The organism is Haloarcula sp. Atlit-7R, from assembly GCF_003666065.1.
In the GTDB taxonomy this organism is placed as follows: Archaea; Halobacteriota; Halobacteria; order Halobacteriales; family Haloarculaceae; genus Haloarcula; species Haloarcula taiwanensis.
Window position 1 is genome coordinate 125,014 of record NZ_QXIK01000001.1, and the last position, 18,753, is coordinate 143,766.

The following is an 18,753-nucleotide window of genomic DNA, read 5'->3' on the forward strand; positions in this document are numbered from 1 at the left end:
TCACCGGTCGGTTTCGCCGTGCTCCGTGTGAGACGGTACCGCGAGTACAAGTTATTTAAGGTTGCCCATGGCCTCGGTGAAATATGAGCAATCAGGAGCAGCAAGAACGTCCGGAAAAAGACCCGGACCTGCGGAGTACCGAGGTGACGGAGGGATACGAGAAAGCCCCCCACCGCGCGATGTTCCGCGCGATGGGCTACGACGACGAGGACCTCTCTTCGCCGATGATCGGCATCGCGAACCCGGCCGCCGACATCACCCCGTGTAACGTCCATCTGGACGACGTGGCCGATGCTGCCTACGACGGTATCGACGACACGGAGGGGATGCCCATTGAGTTCGGCACGATTACCATCTCGGACGCCATCTCGATGGGGACCGAGGGGATGAAGGCGTCACTCATCTCCCGCGAAATCATCGCCGACTCGGTCGAACTCGTCACTTTCGGTGAGCGGATGGACGGCATCGTCACCATCGGCGGCTGCGACAAGAACATGCCCGGGATGATGATGGCCGCTATCCGAACGGACCTGCCGAGCGTCTTCCTCTACGGCGGCTCCATCATGCCCGGCGAGCACGACGGCCGCGAGGTCACCATCCAGAACGTCTTCGAGGGCGTCGGCGCGGTCGCCGACGGCGAGATGACCGAGGGCGAACTGGACGAGATGGAACGCCACGCCTGCCCCGGCGCGGGCTCCTGTGGCGGGATGTTCACCGCCAACACGATGGCCTCCATCTCCGAGGCGCTCGGCTTCGCGCCGCTTGGGTCGGCCTCCCCGCCGGCCGAACACGAGTCCCGTTACGAGGAGGCCCGCCGGGCCGGCGAACTCGCCGTCGAGGTGGTCCAAGAACGCCGCCGCCCCTCGGATTTCCTCACCCGCGAGTCCTTCGAGAACGCCATCGCCCTGCAGGTCGCGGTCGGGGGCTCGACCAACGCCGTCCTCCACCTGCTCGCGCTCGCGGCGGAGGCCGGCATCGACCTCGACATCGAGACGTTCAACGACATCAGCGCCCGGACGCCCAAGATTGCCGACCTCCAGCCCGGCGGCGAGAAGGTCATGAACGACCTCCACGAGGTCGGCGGCGTCCCGGTCGTCCTGAAAGCGCTGAACGACGCCGGCCTGCTCCACGGCGACGAACTCACTGTCACTGGCAACACCATCGCAGAGGAACTCGACCGTATCGACCCGCCGGCCATCGAGGACCTCGACGCGGATTACCTGTACCCGGTCGAAGACCCGATCCACAAGCGCGGGGCTATCCGCATCCTCTCGGGCAACCTCGCGCCCGACGGCGCAGTCATCAAAATCACCGGCGAGGACCACCTCCACCACGAGGGGCCGGTCCGCGTCTTCGAGCAGGAAGAAGGAGCCATGGAGTACGTGCAAGAGGGGCACGTCGAGTCGGGCGACGTCATCTGCATCCGCAACGAGGGTCCCCAGGGCGGGCCCGGCATGCGCGAGATGCTCGGCGTCACCTCGGCCGTCGCCGGGCAAGGCCACGCCGAGGACGTGGCGCTGTTTACCGACGGCCGCTTCTCCGGCGCGACCCGCGGCTTCTCCATCGGCCACGTCGCGCCCGAAGCGTTCGTCGGCGGCCCAATCGCCGCCCTAGAGGACGGCGACACCGTCACTATCGACATCGACAACCACGAACTGTCGGTCGATCTCACTGACGAGGAGATGCAACAGCGCCTCGAAGACTACGACCCCGAGCCGACGTACGACAGCGGCGTGCTGGCGAAGTACCACAGCGATTTCGGCTCCGCCGCCAACGGTGCGGTGACAAACCCCGGCGCGAAGTGGGACTGAGACCGGATCACAGCTTCGGCGCGCGGAACGAACCGCCCGCGACGGCCCCGCTGGACCCGCCCCGAAGATTCACGTCCGCGTGACCGTGATAAGCCCTTCTTTCAGTGCCGCTTCGAACCGCTCGTCAAGCGTCATCTGCTCCCAGCCGTCTGGCCGATTCTCCGCGGCAATCTCAGCGAGCGACTCGACCAGCGACCTGTGGAGGAACCGTCCGTTCTCGCCACAGTCATCGCAGGTCTTGATTATCGACCGAACCTCGAAGTCCCGCTCGACGCCGGCCTGGCATCGGGCACACACGTACGTTTCGGACACACCTGACTATACGCCGTCCGGATACTCGGGTGTTGTGAAACATTTCACCTGGGCGTCATGAACGGCTATGGACTGTTTCTATCGACGGCACTCGTCGACTACCGTACAGTTCTCTGGGCGGGAAATAGCCCCCGTGATGTGTTATTCCCGTATAGCGGCCACTGAGCGCAGTTGCCGGGACGATTCAGACGGCGGCCGGTCGCTGCGGACGGCAGTGTCCGATATAAGTCGTGGGAGCGCATCCCGCTACTACGTCATATTTTATTTTCATCATGACTACTAAACCTATTTACAATCCCAGTACAAACCGTGGGCGTGTTGATGTCCCCGCCGACCGTCCTCCTCATCACCGCCGAGACTGCTGCCGGGAAGCGGTTACAGGCGGCACTTGAACAGGCAGCAATCGACGCCACGGTTGAGACGACCGAGCCCGAATGCGTCGATACGACACTGCTACGTACTGCGGTTGACTGCCTCGTCGTTCCGGTGACGTGTGAGGGTATGGCTGGCGGACATCTGGCGGAGGCGGCTACCGGTCTCTACCCGACCCTCCCAGTAATCATGTACGGCTCTGAGGCAGACCGTGGAGAGCACATTCAGGCGATCGCCGACGACGACCTTGGGTCGCCGGAACTGGCAGCCGCAGTCGGTGAGGCGCTCGAAAACAGTGAGACAATGGCCGCACGGCCGGCTTCCCGGCCGGAGACGATTCTCGCCACGATGTTCGAACGGAACTCCGAACACCTGTACGTAAAAGACACTGACAGGCAGTATTTGCTGCTCAACGATTCCTCGTACGCGCCCCCGGAACTGCTCGGCCGGCGGGACGAAGATGGGCTCCCCGCGGGGGCGACGTATCTGGATGCGGCGCGCGGTGACGACTTACAGGTCATCAACGACGAGACCGACATCCTCGACATCCACGAGTTCTCGCCGTCGATGGGAAAGCACCTCCGGACATCGAAGGTCCCATGGTACGACGAAACTGACGAGCTGGCCGGCCTTATCGGGATCACACAGGACATCACCGACCAGAAGGAACGCGAACGTCTTCTCAGACAGCAGAACGAACGTCTCCGGAAGGTGGCGCTGCTGGCCGCACACGAACTCCGAAACGAACTCCAGGTGTCGACTGGCCACCTCTCGCAGATTGAGGCCGACGACGAGCACATTGGCGCTGTGGAGGAGTCCATCGACCGACTCTCCAGTATCGTCGATAAAGTCGTCTCGCTGGCGTCGAGCGACTCGCCGGAGTTCGAACCCGAGCAACAGTGGCTCTCGACGGTCGCCTGGGACGTATGGAGTTCGCTGTCGCTCGAAGCCGCGTCGCTCGAAGTAACATCAGACAGGCGGGTGTTGGCGGACCCGGAATCAATGCGCCTGTTTCTCGAAATCCTGCTCTCGAACGCCGTCGAACACGGCGGGCCGGACGTGGCGATTCGGGTCGGTGCCACGTCTTCGGGGTTCTTCGTCGCGGACGATGGGCCCGGCGTCGACGTCTCGCCGCCGGAGCGGGTGTTCGAGGCGGGATACGCATCAGAGAAGCAAAACAGTGGGTTCGGACTCTACATCGCCAACCGGATCGCAAAAGAACACGGCTGGTCGCTGTCCGTCGATGACAGCGAGGCGGGCGGCGCGCGGTTTACTGTGACCGACGTGGAACGACCGGACTAGAGTTCGAAAGTCTCGTCGCCGTCGAGGACGTGGACCTCGGCGTCACTGCCGGTGCCCGCCACCTCGTTGACGAAGTCCTGTGTGTCGATTTCGATGGGCGGGAACGTGTCGTAGTGCATCGGGAACGCGTGGTCGACGTCCAGCCAGTCGACGGCGACGGCGGCCTGCATCGGTCCCATGGTGAAGTGGTCGCCGACCGGCACCGCTGCGGCGTCCGGTTCGAGGAACGGCCCGATGACGTCGCGCATCTCCGTCATGAGACCGGTGTCGCCGGCGTGGTAGAACGTCGTCGACTCCGCGTCGCTGACCTGTGTCGGCTTCGTATCGGAAATGATGAACCCGCCCGGCATCCCGCCGCTGGTGCCGTAGCTGGTGTCCATGCCGTTGGTGTGGTCGGCCCGGTGCATCGTGACGAAGGCGTCGCCGATTTCGACGGTGCCGCCGAGGTTCATCCCCATGCCGCCGACGGCGTCGAAGTCGCCGAAGTTGTCCTCGCAGTACTCGACGACTTCCGGCGTCGCCACGAGCCCACTGCCCTCGTAGCGGTCCACGTCGCCAATGTGGTCCGCGTGGCCGTGGGTCAACAGCACGTAATCGGGGTCCAGTTCCTCGGGGTCCGTATCCGTCTTGGGGTTATCGAAGAACGGATCGATGAGCAACTCGGTGTCGTCGACTGTCACGTGCCACGTCGAATGGCCGTACCATGTGAGTTCCATACCGGATGCACGCTACTCGCGGCGTCTACTTAATATTACAGTGAGTGGGCGCCAAACGGCAGAGCCGAACGAACTTACGGCTCGTCGACACCGCTTTCCGGCCGGACCCGTGAGAGCCGCATCGCGTTCCCGGTCACGGCCGTCGTCATCCCGGCGTCGCCCGCGAGCACGGCCGCCCAGATGGGAACGAGACCGAACGGAACAGCGACGGCGAGGCCAGCCTTGACCGCCAGGCTGGCCCAGATGTTCTGCCGGATGACGCCATTGGCGTCGTTCGCCAGTTCGTACAGGTACGGGAGTTTCGAGAGGTCGTCGCTCATGAGGGCGATATCAGCCGTTTCAAGCGCCGTGTCCGTGCCGGCTGCTCCCATGGCGACTCCCACAGTCGCGCTCGCCAGCGCCGGCGCGTCGTTGATGCCGTCGCCGACCATCGCCACGCCGTCGTGCTCCTCGACGAGGTCCTCGATAGCGGCGACTTTCTCGTCAGGCAAGAGTTCGGCCTGGTATTCGTCGACGCCGACTTCCCGGGCGATAGCCCCTGCCGTTCGCTCGTTGTCGCCGGTGAGCATCACCGTCCGCTCGACGCCGAGGTCGCGGAGCCGGGCGATGGCGGCTCTTGCCTCCGGGCGCACCTCGTCGGCGACGGCGATGATACCCTCGATCTCGTCTTCTGTCCCGACGATGACGACCGTCTTGCCTTCGGCCTGAAGTTCAGGCACGGCATCTTCCAGCAGGTCCAGACAGTTGTTGCGCTCACAGAGCTGCTGGGTCGTTTTGGTGACAACACCGCCATCGGTGGTCGCGTGGACATGCGAGAGGTCGAAGCCGAGCTCCTCGAACAGGCCCGGTTTCCCGGCGTAGTGGGGCGTCCCGTCGAGGTCTGCACGGACGCCTTTCCCAGTGATGCTCTCGAAGTCATCGACGTCGGCGCTCTCGACGCCGGTCGTTCCCGCCTCTGCGACGATGGCCTCGCCAATGGGGTGTTCGCTCCGCTGTTCGAGGCCGCGGGCGCACTGCAGGACATCCTCTTCGGTGTTCTCGTTGAGCGGAATCACGTCGGTGACGGTCAGTTCGCCTTTCGTGAGCGTGCCCGTCTTGTCGAAAGCGACCACGTCGACCGCGCCCATCGCTTCGAGGTGGTTCCCGCCCTTGATAAGAACGCCGTTCTTCGCGGCGCTGGTGATGCCGGAGACGACTGAGACAGGCGTCGAGATGACGAACGCGCAGGGACAGGCCAGCACCAGCAGCGTCAGCCCGTGCACGACGGCGGTCGACCACGCTACGCCGAATACGGTAGGGGACGCCAGCGTCACGAGGACGGCGAAGGCGACGACGACCGGCGTGTAGTACGCCGAGAAGCGCTCGACGAACTGCTCGCGCTCGGTCTTGTTTGACTGGGCGTCCTCAACCATCTTGACGATGCGCGAGAGGGTGTTGTCGCTGGCCGCCGCTGTGACCTGCACTTCCAGATACCCCTCCTCGTTGATGGTCCCGGCGTACACCTCGTCACTGTCGGTCTTGTCGACCGGGACGCTCTCGCCGGTGATCGGAGCCTGATTGACTGCGCTGGTCCCGTCGACGACCTCGCCGTCCATCGGAATCTTTTCGCCGGGCCTGATGACGACGACATCGCCGACCTGTACCTCGTCGACGGGGACTGTCGTCTCCTCGCCGTCTTGCAGAACCGTCGCCTCGTCGGGCGAGAGGTCCATCAGCTCTTCCAGCGAGCTCCGCGCGCGGTCCATTGAGTAGCGTTCCAGCAGTTCCGCGACGCTGAACAGGAACGCGAGCGTCGCGGCTTCAAAGTACAGCGCCTTGCCGAAAGCCAAGCTGGCAGTAAGCGCGCCCAGAATAGCGATAGACATCAGCAGGTCGATGTCGAGGTTCCGGTTTCTCAGAGAGTAGTAGCCGCCACGCAGGATTTCCTGGCCGCCGGTCGCCACGGCGACGATAAAAAGGATATCGGCGACGTGCAGCGGCAACCCAAGCACGGCCCCGACCTGCGCGTTCGCGCCGCGAAGCAGGAACTCGAAGAGGAGGCCGAAGGCGACGAACACGCCGCTGACCCAGGTCTTCAGCGCCCGCGGGCTGGTCCAGAGCGACTCACTCTCGTCGGGCCCTCCCGTCGCCGTCTCGTCTTCCCCAGCCGTCTCCGTGACCTCGTAGCCGGCGCTCTCGATGGCCGTCACGAGGTCCCGCTCTGTCACTGCCGTCCGGTCGTACGTGACGACGGCCGTTCCTGTGGTCGGGCGCGTCTCGACGGCTCTGATACCGTCAACCGCCCCGAGCGCATTCTCGACCTTCCCGGCACAGGAGGCACAGTCCATCTCCGGGACGGACAGCTGTGCGACCTGCGGCGTCCGTTCTCCGTCTGTCACTGTCGGAGGGCCGTCGTCACCCGCGCCGACACACGCACCACCATCCGAACAGCTGTCGGACTCCGTCATTACCGGTGCTAGACTACCCGGTCTTATTAATCCAGCTGCTAAATATGGCCCACAAACTGGGATTAGTTAATAAATAAGTGCGGTCTTATTATTAACCCAGCCAGTATCGACCGTGTAGCTGGCATTGCCGGCCGCCACTCACTCGAACGGTGTCGTCCGCGTCGGTTTCCCCTGTGCGTACCGGATCCAGCGCCGCATGTGTCGACCGACGGCCCAGAACAGTACGACAGTCATCGCCAGTAGCGCCGACAGGAAGACGATTCCAAGCCGTATCGGTTCCTCAGTCGGGAGGCCGATGAGCAACACGATCGTTCCGACAAGTGCCATCTCGACACCGCATCGCAGTCCGGGCAACAGGAACCCCGGTGTCGGCGTGTTCGTTCCCGATGAATCCTCTGCCATGCGCCCCCGTATGCTATCGGGACGATTGTAGTTTGTGCCCGCTCTCCGGGTCGAACTGAAAGCCCCAGTCAACAGCAATCAAGCAACCTGGCCACGATAAATTGCCCTGACCGTGCCTTTTTCGCAGCCCAGACCCACGCTCCAGTATGAAACAGTCTCTTACTCGCCGGGCGATGCTGGGAGCCCTCGGGACAGCTGTCGCGGCCACGGCTGGCTGTCAGAGTCTCGGGACAGACAGCACCTCTGGCGGTGACACCGGGGATCAGTCAGGGTCGGCCGACGCACTCGCACAGTCAGACAGTGTCTACACCGACGTGTACCGGGCGGTAGCCGATGCCGTCGTCTCAATCAGGGTGTACGCCGAAGACGCCCGTGGTGGGCAGGGGAGCGGCTTCCTCATCGATGACGGGCATATCGTCACGAACGAACACGTCGTCGCGGGCGGAGACGAATACTACGTCCGCTTCGCAGACACCGGCTGGCGCTCCGCCTCCGTGGTCGGTGCGGACGTGTACAGCGACCTTGCGGTCCTCCGTGTCGGTGCGACGCCGGACGTGACACCGCTCTCGTTTGCCGAGACTGAACCCACCGTCGGGACCGAAGTCGTCGCTATCGGGAACCCGTTCGGGCTGTCCGGGTCAGTGTCTGCGGGTATCGTCAGCGGCGTCGACCGCACGCTCCAGAGCGCGAACAACTTCTCCATCGCAGACGCGGTCCAGACCGACGCCCCGGTCAACCCAGGCAACAGCGGCGGACCATTGGTCACGCTAGACGGCGACGTACTCGGCGTCATCAATTCGGGCGGCGGCGACAACGTCGCATTCGCCATCTCGGCCCCGCTGACTCAGCGTGTCGTGCCGTCGCTCATCCAGACCGGCGACTACGATCACCCGTATATGGGTGTTGGCCTCCGGGGCGTGTCGCCCCGACTCGCCGAGGCAAACGACCTAGACCCAGCCTCTGGCGTGTACATCGACAGCATCCTTGAGGGCGGCCCGGCGGCGGGCGTTCTGCAGGGAAGTGACGGGGAGACGATGATTTCGGAGGCGGCGATTCCCACTGGCGGTGACGTGGTCAGGCAGATGGGCGACACCCCGACGCCGACGCGACAGGCGCTCGGAAGCTTCCTCGCACTGGAGACCAGTCCCGGCGAGACGGTCGACGTTCTGGTCGAGCGCGACGGGGCACAGGAGACAGTCGCACTCACGCTCGGAACCAGACCAGAGCCGTAGGCCGGTTCAGCGGTTGTGGCAGCGCGCGTCACTACGTTCGGAACCAACCCTGTCCGCGACGCCTGCGACCGGCGGTGAGATACCCGACGACGGCAGCCAGCGGAAGTGTCACCGGGAGTCCCGCGACCAGCAGTCCGATACCTGTACTGCCATCCGCGAGTGTGTAGATGGTAACGCCGGCCGCAGTAACGACGAATAAGTCAGCGACGGTCGCCAGCGCGGCCAGTCGAAGGCGAACCGCGCGCTCGGAGACCGTACCCGCGGCCGCCAGGTCGCGGTACCACAGCAGGACGTAGCCGGCAAACAGCGCCGTCAGACCGGCTGAAACGCCCACAGGGAACCCGATGAGCAGCGAGAACTCTATCCCCGGTTCGAAGCCGGCGGTCACTGCGACGGTTGTGACTGCGAACACGAGTGCACCGAGGAGCAAGGCAACGACGATTCGGACGTGCGTGTTCATACGTATCAGCTTGACGACTCAATATAAATAGCCCATCGCCGCCACGAAGCAGTTCGTCGGGCGGCGCTTCGTACAGCGGCCAGTTCCTTCCACCGGCCGGCTTACTCTAACGGCTCGGCAGCGTCCTGTTCGACCAGCGGGTCAGCGTTGTCGGCTGGCAGCGTCACCACGTCGTCGGTCGAGAGGTCGTACTCGCGCTGGTCGACGCCGAATATCTCGCCCACGTCGTCCGTAATGCGCACCGTTCGTCGGTCCACGTCGGCGGCCCCGGACGCATCAGAACCGCCTGGTGACTGCCGGCCGCCGTCGGCCTGTGTCGGGTCCGTTCCCGGTTCGGGGTCGGACTCAGCGCCGGCTTCGGCCGGTGGGACCGGAACGTCGTCTTCGGCCGGCACGTCCGCCGGGTTGGACTGTCCGGCGGCAGTGGGATTGCTGTCCGTGTCTAGCTCGGGCGGCGGCGTCGGTGCGTCGGAGTCCGCCGCTGGCGGCGACTGGTCTCCGCCGCTGCCCATCATGTCAGCCGCGTCGACGCCCGAGTCCGGTGTCGATACCGGCTCGGACTCATTGGCTGCCGGTTCGTTCGCCGTCTGGTGTGGCTCCGGATCGGGGGCCTGTCGCTCATCGGATTTCGGCTCGTCGCCGACCGCGCCGGTCGGGGCCTCGCCGGCGATCACGTCAAGGACGTGACCCCGATTGGATTCGATAGCATCGACCATCGTTTCGAACAGGTCCCGCTCCTCCCGCGTGAGGCCGTCGTCCTCGGTCGGCATGTCCGCCGCGGCCAGTGACGCCATCTTGACTATCTTGCCGACGCGGCGCTCGTAGACGGCCTCGACAGTCTGTTCTGCGGTCTTGATGTCGTCGGTCAGGCGGTTGACCTCGGGGGAGTCGAACGGGTCCTCGGCGCGCTCGGCCGCGCGCTCGCGCTCGGTCCGGAGCTGTTGAATGAACTGTCCGGCGTCCTCGTAGAACGTCTCGCGCAGCTGCTGAAGCTGATCTGTCTGGCGTTCGCGCGATTGGACGGACTGGAGCTCGTCTACGTTCATTCCTTCCCCTTCTCGGCACGCCCGCGGGCCATGAGAAACACGCCCACGTGCTCTGGTACAGTCTGATTACCCGCCTCCAGTGTAAAGCTATCGCCATCCAGTTCGACAAGCCCGCCGTCGGTCACCTCGACGGTGATGTCGTGACCTCGGAACGTCTCCGGGACGGGGTCGACCAGCGGGTCGAACGCGTCGAGGTCCTCGCGGTCGATACGCTGGACTTCCAGCCCGCTGCCGCCGTGTAGCGAGCCAGGCAGGCGGATGAGTCGGTTCGTGTCCGTTGTCACCGGCTCGTCTATCGGCGCGTTGTCCGCCGCGACGACCTCGTGAAGCAGGATTTTCGCCAACTGGTAGAACGCTGGATGCACGTCGATGTTGCCGGCCTCCAGTTGCTCGTAGTTCGACCGGGCGGCGTTCAGCGCCGCCGTCGCCTTCCCCTCGCCGATGCCGTCGTACTCCTGCAGTCGGTCCAGCGCGTCGGCCTCCTCCATCGCTAGCAGGTCGTCGACGACGGCGAGCATGTGGCGGTGGGCGCGAGCGCTCCAGCCGCCTTCCGTTGAGAGCGTCCGCTTCTGGGCCGGGCTGGACCGGCCAGCCGTGCCGGCGACGGCCTCCTCGTCAACGAGTTCGTCGAACTCCAGCCCGATGCCGCGGACGTAGTCGACGATTTCCCGGCGCGCGTCCCGTTCGAGGTGGCGGATGCGCTCGTCGCGGACGTGGACGTGGTAGCCGCGACCGCCGGAGAAGACGACCGTCAGGTCCTCGAAGCCGAAGTCGTCCTCCAGGAAGTCGAGCAGCCGCAACAGCGCGTCCTTGCACTTTTCGAGCATCTCGGCGTAGCTGTCCTCGCCCAGCACGACGCTGGGCAGGTGGTCGGCGTCGAGGTCGAACACGAGGTCCGAGGAGCGCCAGCCCTTCTCTGCCATCGTAGAGGCGCTCGGTTCGTCATAGCGGCCCGCGGAGAAGTAGACGTGGCGGGGCTTCCGCCGGCCGAGGAAGTCCTCAATTTCGCCGAGGTCCAGCAGCGAGCGATGGCGGACCATCGTCTCGCCGGGGCCCTCAGTCCACGGGATGAACCCCCATTCGCGTTCGTTTGCGGCCGGCGGCGGCGTTACGGATGCCTGGCGGTAGTGGTCGCCGAACCGGCCACGGAGGTACGCGCGGGTCCGCTCTTCCATCGGCTACCTGCTTGGGGAGGTCCCTTGAAAAGCGTTCGCTTAACCGCGCAGGAACTTCGACAGTTTGTCCGTAATCGAGTCCTCTCCAAGTTTGAGGTAGTATGCGTCGCCGCCGTCCTCGTAGTAGTTGTCGATGCGCCGTGTAATCTCGAAGCCGATGTGTTTGTAGAAGCCGAGTGCCTCCCGATTCGTCGCCCGGGCGTGGCAGGTCACGCTGCCGTAGTCCTCGGCGACGCGAGCGACGAGTCGCTTGCCGAAGCCGTGGCCCCTGTACTCGTCGTCGACTGCGAGAAAGAGAATGTAGCCGTCGCGTCGAACCGCGGCGAAGCCGATGAGGCGGTCTCTGGAGCGGTCGATGTAGAGATAGGTGGTCGACCGTCGGTAGGCGTCACGAAAGAACCCCCGTCGCTGCCGGAGGACGCCGTCAGCCTCGCGGATGTCCTCCTTGAGCCGCCACGCCGCGTCGACGTGTTCGTCGTCTCCGCGTTCGACGATCTGTGTCTCGATATTGACGCTCACTGCCGTATAAGTAGTAGAGGCGTGGATATAATTCCACCGCCTACAGAGAGGGGTATCTCAACGCCCAGCGCCGCGAACCGGACGAACAGGGTTAGGTGGATAGCACACGAATTCTCAGGTATGGACACACGCGTACCGAGTTTTATCGGCACCGCCGTCCTCACGCTCGCTCTCCTGTCGCGACCCGCGGCGGCACACGTCGACTACGTGACGGACGGGCCGGGCGAGGCCCTTGACGCGGTAGCGTTTGCGATATCCGTGCTGTCTAATCCGGTGAACGCGGCGGTTTTCGGCGTCTCGGGCGTGGCCGTGACTGTCGGCCTCGTAGCGTATCTCCGGGTCCGGCCGACGATTGCGGACATCGTCATCCTCCGGGACGTACTCGTCGGCTACGCGGACCTCGTCCCGTGGATGCTCCGGCTCAGCGTTGGACTGCCACTCGTCGGTGCCGGTTTTCAGGGGTATCTGTTTGCCCCGACAGTGACGTTTAACCCCGCCACGAGCCCGGCTGTCCGCATCCTGTTCATCGGGTTGGGTTTCACGCTCTTGTTCGGACTCGCGACCCGTATCGTCACGGCGGTCGGGATAGTGACCTACGGCTGGGCGCTGAGCGTCGACCTCGGCGTCATTCTCGCTATGGAGTACGTGCCGGCGTTTCTGGCGCTATTGATTCTTGGCGGTGGTCGCCCGAGCGCTGACCACATGCTCCAGCAGGTCGCCAGCACTGACGGGACCTACTACGGCCGCGTCGACCCGGTCCACTATCTCAAGGCTTTTCTCGACTCGGCGACGGCACCGTACCGCGAGTACGTCCCGGTCATCGTCCGGATCGGCATGGGTGTGACGTTCATCTATCTCGGACTGTTCCAGAAGCTCGCCGAACCCGGTCAGGCGCTTCTGGTCGTAGAAAAGTACGACCTCACTGCCGTCGTCCCCGTCGACCCCGGGATGTGGGTGCTCGGGGCCGGCCTGACCGAGATGCTGGTCGGACTGGTGTTGATATTCGGCTTCATGACTCGCGGGGCCGCGGCCGTGTCCTTTGTCCTGTTTACCACGACGCTGTTCGGACTCCCGGACGACCCGGTACTCGCGCACATCACGCTGTTCGGGATGGCCTCGGCGGTGTTCACGATGGGTGCCGGACCGCTCTCGTTCGATGACTGGTTCGGTCGGCCGGCACAGAGCGACCGGGAGACCGTCGTGTCGGCTGACTGAGCAGGCCACAGCAGTCCCGCAGGTCAGTTCGCGCCGTCCCACTGGTCCAGCTGGGTCCGGTTTCCGCTCGCGTTGTGGTATATTCGTATCGTGTCCTGGCCCCTGACCCGCTGTCCGTAGGCGCTCCCGTTGCTCAGTTGCACGATGTCGCCGGGCACAACGGCCGCCGCGGGCTCCCGGCCGGCCACTTCCGCCCAGGTGACCCGCGCGTCGGGCCCCTCGAACTCGACGTTGCCGGCCTCGAACTCGTCGCCGCGCTCGTGGGTGACGATGAGGGCACCGCTGTCCGCGACGTAGTCGTAGCTGAAGTTCGCCTGCGGGCCGCCGCCGTCATCGTCCTCGATGACGAGGACGTTCAGCCCGACAATCGCCGTCACGAGTAGCGTCATTCCGACGAGTACGGCGACGCCGATGCCCTCTGTCATCCCGACCGTGTCAGTGCTGAGCCGTCCCATAGCCGTCTATCACCCCTAATGTGAGACGGCGTTAAATGCTGTTCGACGGCGAGGGGAAGACACATATCGGTTCAACTCACAGCCACCGGTATGATAGACGAGACTGTCGAGGAGATCTCAGAGATGCAGACCCACAGTTCCTCCGTGGTCGCAGTCAAAGCCGCCCAGGCGCTCCGGGACCTGACTGACAGGGAATACCCGACGGTCGATGACTACCTCCGTTCGCTCGACCGCAACAGCAGCGCCCTCCGGCGGGCGAACCCCTCGCATGCCTCCCTCCACACGACCCAGCACCGGATCGTGAACACCGTCTCAGATGCGGAGCCCGACGACGTGGCGGCCGCCAAGGAACTGACGAACGAGGCTATCGACGACGTTATCGACTCGGTCGAGTCGTCGAAAGACCGCGCCGCTGCACGCGCCGTCTCGGAGATTGCCGATGACGACGTGCTGTTGACGCATGACTTCTCCTCGACGGTCCTTGCGGCCATCGACGATGCTATCGAAGTCGGTCACAGCTTCGAGGTGTACGTTACGGAGTCACGACCGCGCTTCCTCGGCCGAAAGATGACGCGCCATCTCTCCGACCGGGACGGGGTTGACGTGACGCTCATCGTCGACAGCGCCGCCGGCCACTTCATGTCAGAGGTCGACCGCGTGCTCGTTGGCATGGACTGCATCGTCGACGACACGCTGTACAACCGCATCGGCACGTATCCGATTGCGACAGCGGCGGCGGACAACGACGTTCCGGTAACGGTGGTCGGGGCTGCCGCGAAATACGTCGACGGGGCCTTCGCCTTCGAGAACGAGATTCGGTCGCCGTCGGAAGTACTCCGGGAGCCCGCAGACGGATTCGAGGTCGCAAACCCGGCTTACGACGCGACGCCGACGCAGCTACTGGATACGGTCGTCACTGACGACGGGATCCACGAGTACTGAGACGGGCCGCTGTACGTTCGTCCGGTAGTCAGCACGGCGGGTCCTAGTAAGAAAAAGCTGGGTCGAAGGTTCTTGTTACTGGCAGTGAAGAAGCCACGTATGGACGACACTGCCCTCATTCGTCAAACCATCCGCCGGTGTACCGCGGTACTTGTTGTAACGCTTGCCACTGTTGGAGTGAGTCTGCAGCGTTCTTCAGAAGCGAGCTACTTGCTCATACTGGCCACTGGCGCAGTGGTGTATCTCGTTGTTGCGTTCATCAAAGTGGATCCGCCTGCTGAGAACACCAGTCATTCCTCCTCGACAGAGGATGAGAGGTAAGTACGCAGTCTACCGCTGCTGGACGACGGCGTCACAGTCCGGACACCGGAGCTCCAAACTGTTCTCGGTTGCTTTGGCTGTCCAGTCGCCAGTCACTGCGCTCTCGTGACCGCAGTCGGGACAGAACAGCGATGTCTTGGACCGTGTCTGTGGTGGGGGGTCTGAATCGACCGCGCTGGTCGTGTAGATTTCGGTGGAGGTCATCAAGGAAAAGAACGCGCTGTAGGCTGAAAAATGTGTCGGCAGAATGTTTGATTGTTCACGCACGATGTGGAATTATCATAGTTTAAATTCCCCGAATTATGGATATTTGTTCTAGATATTGTCCCTTACATGTACATTCGGTCATCTGGGAACTGCTCGGAATCGGCCGCCTCCATCCGCTCTGTGAGCGCCTGGTAGTGGGCTTGGATGTTCACGGCGAAGGCTTCCAGCGGCCCGGTGTCGATGTCGATTGCGTGGGCCGCTCCCAGCGCGGTGAGCAGTCTGATTGCGGCGGCCGCGTCGGGCGCTTGCGGGTGAGTCGGCGTCGTAAACACGCCGGTCGGAAACGACTCATCAATGCCTCGCGCGACTAGCTCCACACTCAGTCCATCGAGAAATCCGTTCCCCATCGGCCTGATGTCGGTGTCGTCGAGATACGAGTCCCGGTACGCTGGCGTTGCGATGTAGAACGGAACGTGGTCTTCCGGGCCGTGTGCGACGGGAGCGCCGGTGAGCATCGTCATGTTCGAAGCATCTAGTTTTCTCCCAGCAGTCGTGATTGCCGCGGCGAGCGCTCCAGCCTGGGCCGGCGGTACGAACCGCTCACCCACGACGACGGCAAACGACGCTGCCTCGTCCGCGTACAGCCGCGTGTGGTGTCTCGGGGTCCCGTTCTCGAAGGGCGTGATGAACGGCGGTTCCGTCGTCCGCAGGTGGCCGACCTTGTGCATCGAGTCTTGGTCGGCGAGATAATCGACGGCGGTGAGGCCAGCCAGCCCGTACTCAGAGACACCGATTACCAGCGTATCGACCGGTTGCCGGTCATCTGAGAGGACCACCGAAATGTCATCGGAAGACATAGTCGGTCAGTCGGAGTGCGAGGGCTAAGTAGTTCGGGAGGGGAATCCTTTTTTCGTGGCGGGGTTGAATCCCTGGCATGCGTTTTGGCCCTGTCTGGCCGTTGCAGACGCCCACTCCGACGCCGACCGAAGCCGCGACGGAAGTGGCGACAGAAGTGGCGACTGACATCGGTGGGTTGCTCCCGTTCTCGATTCCGGTGTGGGCGGCGAACATCGGGCGGTCTCTGATTGTCATCGGGCTGGCAATCGTTGTCTCCCGTCTTCTCGTCCGTCTTCTCGGTCGACGCGTCGCTCAGCAGTTCCGGCGGCCGAGCCTCACCCGAACGGTTCTGCGCGGCATCCGTGTCAGCGTGTACGTCTTCGCGTTGCTGACTATTCTGAACATCTACGGCCTCCAACTGGGTGACATCGCCCTCTCGGTCACCGTGTTCACGGCCGTGGTCGGTGTCGTGCTCGCCCCGATCCTTGGCAGCTATATCTCTGGGGTGTTCCTGCTGGCCGACCAGCCCTACGAAATCGGTGATATGATCGAACTCGCCGACACTGGCCAGCAAGGGTTCGTCGAGGACATCACGCTCAGACACACGAAGGTGTTCACCCTCGACAACACGTTTCTCGTCATCCCCAACGGGGAGATCCGCCAGCGGGATGTCGTCAACTACTCCGCGGAGGACTCACGGACGCGGCTGTCCCTCGATGTGCTGGTCACCTACGAAAGCGACATCGCTGTTGCGCGGACTCTTATCGAAGCGGCGGCCCGGGAAGTGGACAGCGTCATCTCCGGCGGGCCGAACATCCGCGTCGGTGCGGCCCGATATCCCGCCTCGCCGACAGTGTATATCAACAATTTCGCCGACCACGGTGTGTTGCTGACACTCCGGTACTGGGTGACCGAACCGTACAAACTGCTCGCTGTCCGTTCGAAAGTCCAGACAAACGTCTGGCAGCGGCTGGAAGATGCAGACGTCGAGATCGCCTATCCCCACTCGCACCTGTACTTTGACGACACCAGCGGTGAAATGAACGTCTCACTCAATAACGGGTTTGATGCCATAGACGGCATTGACCGGACCCGTACGGCCACCGGTGACTCACCCGTCCCACCACATCAGGACCCTGATGACCTCGCCGACGAGTGACGGCTAGACTGGGCATCCGGCTCGACGGTGACGATTTCGCAGTCGAGTTCCTCGCGGAGGAACTGTTCGACATCGGGGTCGTCGACCAGCCGGCGGATCATCTGTCGCCAGCGACTCGCCTGTTTGCTCCCGATGACGACGATGTCGGCGTCCTGTGCGGCGACCTCGTCGAGAATAGTCTCTTCGACGAGCATCCCCGACCGGACGACGTACCGCGTCCGCGGGACGTGGCCGAACGACTGCTCGACGGCACGTTTGAGTTCTGTCCGGTCGACACGGTGGCTGTTCTGGTATAGGTTTACATGCAGGACGGTGAGGTCCGCGTCTTCCTCGTCGGCGATCTGAATGGCCTCCGCGAGCGTGGCTCGGGAGTTCTCCGAGAGCGGGTATCTGACCGGGACGACGACCTGTGGCATCGGCCGAACGTACCGTGCCGAGGTTTAAATCGCTAGCGGCGAGTGAGTCTCCCATCGACCGCCGGGTCGATGTCCGTCTCGCGGACGTAGTCGGCCAGCGCTTCGTACTGTACGTCGGCGACGCTGACCCGGTGGGACTCGGTGAGGACCGGAAACTCCAGCTCGGTGTAGTAGAGGTAGTTACTCGTCGCGAGCGTGTAGGTCTCGTCGTCGCGGACCGGCTCTCCGTCGACCCGCAGTCGCTCGATGGTTTGTGTCTCATCGTTCCAGATCAGTTCGACGCCGCTGAAATGAGCGTGCCACCAGCTCTGGTCGCCGAACGCGACCTGTTGTCCGCTTCCCTGTCGACACAGCGTCCGGAGCTCCGCGCCCGTCAGTTCGGCGACAGTCAGCGGTTCCTCGAACGGAACGACAGAAATCATATCGGCGACCGTCAGCGCCCCATCGAGCGGAACCGTGTCGTTCCGGAGACCGCCGCTGTTCTGGAGGGCCACATCTGCGCCCGTCGTCCACCGGTACGCGTCCGCGACGAGGTTGCCGAGCCGACACTCGCCGCCGTAGGTCGTCGCCTGCCGTCGGTCGAGAGGCTCGGCGACATGCCCAACGACTTCGTCCAGTCCAGCTGCGGAGAGTCTGTCCTCGATAGCTGCCGCGAGTCGGGCGTCGACAGGGCCGTCGGCGGCCTCGCGGAACTGCGCAGTCGGTTTCGGCCCGGTGAGGTCCACCTCGACAACGGCCTGGCCGTTGGCTCCGGGTCTGGTGAGCAACGTCCCGGCGACGCGGTCGATACGGCGCTCGTGGACGTGCCCGCCGAGGATTACGTCTACGTCGCAAGCGCGGGCCAGTTTCTCGTCAGCCCGCCCCAGGTGTGAGAGCACGACGACGACGGCCGCCCCGTCGTTCCGAAGCGCTGTGGCCGCTTCGCTGACGGCCTCGACAGGGTCGGTGAACGTCAGCGTCGTCGCCTGTGGATTAGCCGAGGCCGTGTCCGGGCTGGTGACGCCGACGAAACCGACCTGCACTCCGTCGACGGCCCGACTCGCCCACGGTCGGGTCACCCGTCGAGCGAACCGCTCGCCGTCCTGTTCGACGTTCGCAGTCAGCCACGTCTGTGGCGACCGTGCCATAATCGCCCGCGTCGCATCGAGTCCGTGGTCAAAATCGTGGTTGCCCAGCGTCTCGAACGCGGGCGTCAGCGCGGTAAAGAGGTCGAGCGACTGCTCGCCGTCGGTGACCAGCGACAGCACCCCCGGACCGGTGTTGTCCCCGGTGCCGACCACCAGCGCATCCGAGCCATCAGCGGCGGCCACTGTCCCCGCGAATCGACCGATTCGCTCGGGTGTGTCGTACGCTTTCTCCACGTCAGAGTATTGAATCAGCCGGGGACTCACACCCACAGTGCAGGGG

At 64.0% G+C, this 18,753-nt stretch carries 20 protein-coding genes; 7 read left to right on the plus strand and 13 right to left on the minus strand.

Annotation, left to right across the window (positions count from 1 at the left end):
* Positions 1-83 precede the first annotated feature (83 nt).
* Positions 84-1,811 carry a dihydroxy-acid dehydratase gene (gene ilvD / locus D3D01_RS00655; RefSeq protein WP_121510907.1) on the plus strand — a complete coding sequence of 576 codons (1,728 nt, stop codon included), beginning with the start codon at positions 84-86 and terminating at the stop codon, positions 1,809-1,811.
* 69 nt (positions 1,812-1,880) lie between these two features.
* Here ilvD and D3D01_RS00660 read toward each other — a convergent pair whose 3' ends face one another.
* Positions 1,881-2,123 carry a hypothetical protein gene (locus D3D01_RS00660; protein ID WP_053968454.1) on the minus strand — a complete coding sequence of 81 codons (243 nt, stop codon included), beginning with the start codon at positions 2,121-2,123 and terminating at the stop codon, positions 1,881-1,883.
* 321 nt (positions 2,124-2,444) lie between these two features.
* Here D3D01_RS00660 and D3D01_RS00665 point away from each other — a divergent pair, with 321 nt between their 5' ends.
* A complete protein-coding gene (locus D3D01_RS00665; protein ID WP_121510908.1) occupies positions 2,445-3,797 on the plus strand; it encodes a hybrid sensor histidine kinase/response regulator in 1,353 nt (450 codons plus the stop codon).
* Here the strand turns inward: D3D01_RS00665 and D3D01_RS00670 are convergent.
* From D3D01_RS00670 to D3D01_RS00680, 3 genes are all read right to left on the minus strand, one after another.
* A complete protein-coding gene (locus D3D01_RS00670) occupies positions 3,794-4,513 on the minus strand; it encodes a metal-dependent hydrolase (RefSeq protein ID WP_101349681.1) in 720 nt (239 codons plus the stop codon). The two genes, D3D01_RS00665 and D3D01_RS00670, sit on opposite strands and share 4 nt — an antisense overlap.
* Positions 4,514-4,587: 74 nt before the next feature.
* The gene (locus tag D3D01_RS00675; RefSeq protein ID WP_121510909.1) at positions 4,588-6,960 is read right to left on the minus strand and encodes a cation-translocating P-type ATPase; all 2,373 of its coding nucleotides are present in this window, start codon (positions 6,958-6,960) and stop codon (positions 4,588-4,590) included.
* Between the two features lie 138 nt (positions 6,961-7,098).
* Positions 7,099-7,362, minus strand: coding sequence for a hypothetical protein (locus D3D01_RS00680; RefSeq protein WP_053968458.1), 264 nt, complete (start codon positions 7,360-7,362; stop codon positions 7,099-7,101).
* Positions 7,363-7,508: 146 nt separating this feature from the next.
* On the opposite strand from D3D01_RS00680, the gene D3D01_RS00685 reads away from it, so the two are divergent.
* On the plus strand, positions 7,509-8,594 hold the full coding sequence (locus D3D01_RS00685) for a S1C family serine protease (RefSeq protein WP_121510910.1): 1,086 nt from the start codon (positions 7,509-7,511) through the stop codon (positions 8,592-8,594).
* A gap of 31 nt (positions 8,595-8,625) precedes the next feature.
* Here the strand turns inward: D3D01_RS00685 and D3D01_RS00690 are convergent, their stop codons facing one another.
* The 4 genes from D3D01_RS00690 to D3D01_RS00705 all read right to left on the minus strand — a co-directional run bounded on the left by D3D01_RS00690 (position 8,626) and on the right by D3D01_RS00705 (position 11,794).
* A complete protein-coding gene (locus D3D01_RS00690) occupies positions 8,626-9,054 on the minus strand; it encodes a hypothetical protein (RefSeq protein ID WP_101349678.1) in 429 nt (142 codons plus the stop codon).
* Positions 9,055-9,155: 101 nt separating this feature from the next.
* Positions 9,156-10,100 carry a DNA replication complex GINS family protein gene (locus D3D01_RS00695; RefSeq protein WP_121510911.1) on the minus strand — a complete coding sequence of 315 codons (945 nt, stop codon included), beginning with the start codon at positions 10,098-10,100 and terminating at the stop codon, positions 9,156-9,158.
* The gene (gene priS, locus D3D01_RS00700; RefSeq protein ID WP_121510912.1) at positions 10,097-11,275 is read right to left on the minus strand and encodes a DNA primase small subunit PriS; all 1,179 of its coding nucleotides are present in this window, start codon (positions 11,273-11,275) and stop codon (positions 10,097-10,099) included. Before priS ends, D3D01_RS00695 begins: the two co-directional genes overlap by 4 nt.
* Before the next feature lie 39 nt (positions 11,276-11,314).
* Positions 11,315-11,794, minus strand: a complete 480-nt coding sequence (locus D3D01_RS00705; protein WP_004516592.1) for an N-acetyltransferase — start codon at positions 11,792-11,794, stop codon at positions 11,315-11,317.
* A 120-nt stretch (positions 11,795-11,914) separates the two neighbouring features.
* On the opposite strand from D3D01_RS00705, the gene D3D01_RS00710 reads away from it, so the two are divergent.
* The gene (locus D3D01_RS00710; RefSeq protein WP_121510913.1) at positions 11,915-13,009 is read left to right on the plus strand and encodes a DoxX family protein; all 1,095 of its coding nucleotides are present in this window, start codon (positions 11,915-11,917) and stop codon (positions 13,007-13,009) included.
* A 23-nt stretch (positions 13,010-13,032) separates the two neighbouring features.
* Here D3D01_RS00710 and D3D01_RS00715 read toward each other — a convergent pair whose 3' ends face one another.
* Entirely contained in the window at positions 13,033-13,464 is a 432-nt protein-coding gene (locus D3D01_RS00715) for a type IV pilin (RefSeq protein ID WP_121510914.1), read from the minus strand.
* 90 nt (positions 13,465-13,554) lie between these two features.
* Between D3D01_RS00715 and D3D01_RS00720 the strand changes: the two genes are divergently transcribed.
* The gene (locus D3D01_RS00720; RefSeq protein WP_121510915.1) at positions 13,555-14,406 is read left to right on the plus strand and encodes a translation initiation factor eIF-2B; all 852 of its coding nucleotides are present in this window, start codon (positions 13,555-13,557) and stop codon (positions 14,404-14,406) included.
* Between the two features lie 99 nt (positions 14,407-14,505).
* Complete coding sequence (locus D3D01_RS00725) at positions 14,506-14,727, plus strand: hypothetical protein (protein ID WP_121510916.1); 222 nt, start codon at positions 14,506-14,508, stop codon at positions 14,725-14,727.
* Positions 14,728-14,736: 9 nt separating this feature from the next.
* Here the strand turns inward: D3D01_RS00725 and D3D01_RS00730 are convergent, their stop codons facing one another.
* The gene (locus D3D01_RS00730) at positions 14,737-14,931 is read right to left on the minus strand and encodes a hypothetical protein (RefSeq protein ID WP_101349671.1); all 195 of its coding nucleotides are present in this window, start codon (positions 14,929-14,931) and stop codon (positions 14,737-14,739) included.
* 125 nt (positions 14,932-15,056) lie between these two features.
* Positions 15,057-15,791, minus strand: a complete 735-nt coding sequence (locus tag D3D01_RS00735) for a proteasome assembly chaperone family protein (RefSeq protein ID WP_121510917.1) — start codon at positions 15,789-15,791, stop codon at positions 15,057-15,059.
* A gap of 77 nt (positions 15,792-15,868) precedes the next feature.
* Here D3D01_RS00735 and D3D01_RS00740 point away from each other — a divergent pair, with 77 nt between their 5' ends.
* Entirely contained in the window at positions 15,869-16,930 is a 1,062-nt protein-coding gene (locus D3D01_RS00740; protein WP_121510918.1) for a mechanosensitive ion channel family protein, read from the plus strand.
* Here the strand turns inward: D3D01_RS00740 and D3D01_RS00745 are convergent.
* Positions 16,900-17,346: a universal stress protein gene (locus tag D3D01_RS00745; RefSeq protein WP_101349668.1), complete on the minus strand. Its 447-nt coding sequence runs from the start codon at positions 17,344-17,346 to the stop codon at positions 16,900-16,902. The genes D3D01_RS00740 and D3D01_RS00745 overlap by 31 nt on opposite strands.
* A gap of 32 nt (positions 17,347-17,378) precedes the next feature.
* The gene (locus tag D3D01_RS00750) at positions 17,379-18,737 is read right to left on the minus strand and encodes a bifunctional UDP-sugar hydrolase/5'-nucleotidase (protein ID WP_121510919.1); all 1,359 of its coding nucleotides are present in this window, start codon (positions 18,735-18,737) and stop codon (positions 17,379-17,381) included.
* Positions 18,738-18,753 lie beyond the last annotated feature (16 nt).

Excerpts from the sequence above, each read along its gene's own strand:
- D3D01_RS00735 (WP_121510917.1), bottom strand. The coding sequence starts at position 15,791 with ATGTCTTCCGATGACATTTCGGTGGTCCTCTCAGATGACCGGCAACCG.
- D3D01_RS00690 (WP_101349678.1), bottom strand. The coding sequence starts at position 9,054 with ATGAACACGCACGTCCGAATCGTCGTTGCCTTGCTCCTCGGTGCACTC.
- D3D01_RS00685 (WP_121510910.1), top strand. The coding sequence starts at position 7,509 with ATGAAACAGTCTCTTACTCGCCGGGCGATGCTGGGAGCCCTCGGGACA.
- D3D01_RS00710 (WP_121510913.1), top strand. The coding sequence starts at position 11,915 with ATGGACACACGCGTACCGAGTTTTATCGGCACCGCCGTCCTCACGCTC.
- D3D01_RS00745 (WP_101349668.1), bottom strand. The coding sequence starts at position 17,346 with ATGCCACAGGTCGTCGTCCCGGTCAGATACCCGCTCTCGGAGAACTCC.
- ilvD (WP_121510907.1), top strand. The coding sequence starts at position 84 with ATGAGCAATCAGGAGCAGCAAGAACGTCCGGAAAAAGACCCGGACCTG.
- priS (WP_121510912.1), bottom strand. The coding sequence starts at position 11,275 with ATGGAAGAGCGGACCCGCGCGTACCTCCGTGGCCGGTTCGGCGACCAC.
- D3D01_RS00720 (WP_121510915.1), top strand. The coding sequence starts at position 13,555 with ATGATAGACGAGACTGTCGAGGAGATCTCAGAGATGCAGACCCACAGT.
- D3D01_RS00675 (WP_121510909.1), bottom strand. The coding sequence starts at position 6,960 with ATGACGGAGTCCGACAGCTGTTCGGATGGTGGTGCGTGTGTCGGCGCG.
- D3D01_RS00670 (WP_101349681.1), bottom strand. The coding sequence starts at position 4,513 with ATGGAACTCACATGGTACGGCCATTCGACGTGGCACGTGACAGTCGAC.
- D3D01_RS00715 (WP_121510914.1), bottom strand. The coding sequence starts at position 13,464 with ATGGGACGGCTCAGCACTGACACGGTCGGGATGACAGAGGGCATCGGC.
- D3D01_RS00695 (WP_121510911.1), bottom strand. The coding sequence starts at position 10,100 with ATGAACGTAGACGAGCTCCAGTCCGTCCAATCGCGCGAACGCCAGACA.
- D3D01_RS00680 (WP_053968458.1), bottom strand. The coding sequence starts at position 7,362 with ATGGCAGAGGATTCATCGGGAACGAACACGCCGACACCGGGGTTCCTG.
- D3D01_RS00730 (WP_101349671.1), bottom strand. The coding sequence starts at position 14,931 with ATGACCTCCACCGAAATCTACACGACCAGCGCGGTCGATTCAGACCCC.
- D3D01_RS00725 (WP_121510916.1), top strand. The coding sequence starts at position 14,506 with ATGGACGACACTGCCCTCATTCGTCAAACCATCCGCCGGTGTACCGCG.
- D3D01_RS00665 (WP_121510908.1), top strand. The coding sequence starts at position 2,445 with ATGTCCCCGCCGACCGTCCTCCTCATCACCGCCGAGACTGCTGCCGGG.
- D3D01_RS00740 (WP_121510918.1), top strand. The coding sequence starts at position 15,869 with ATGCGTTTTGGCCCTGTCTGGCCGTTGCAGACGCCCACTCCGACGCCG.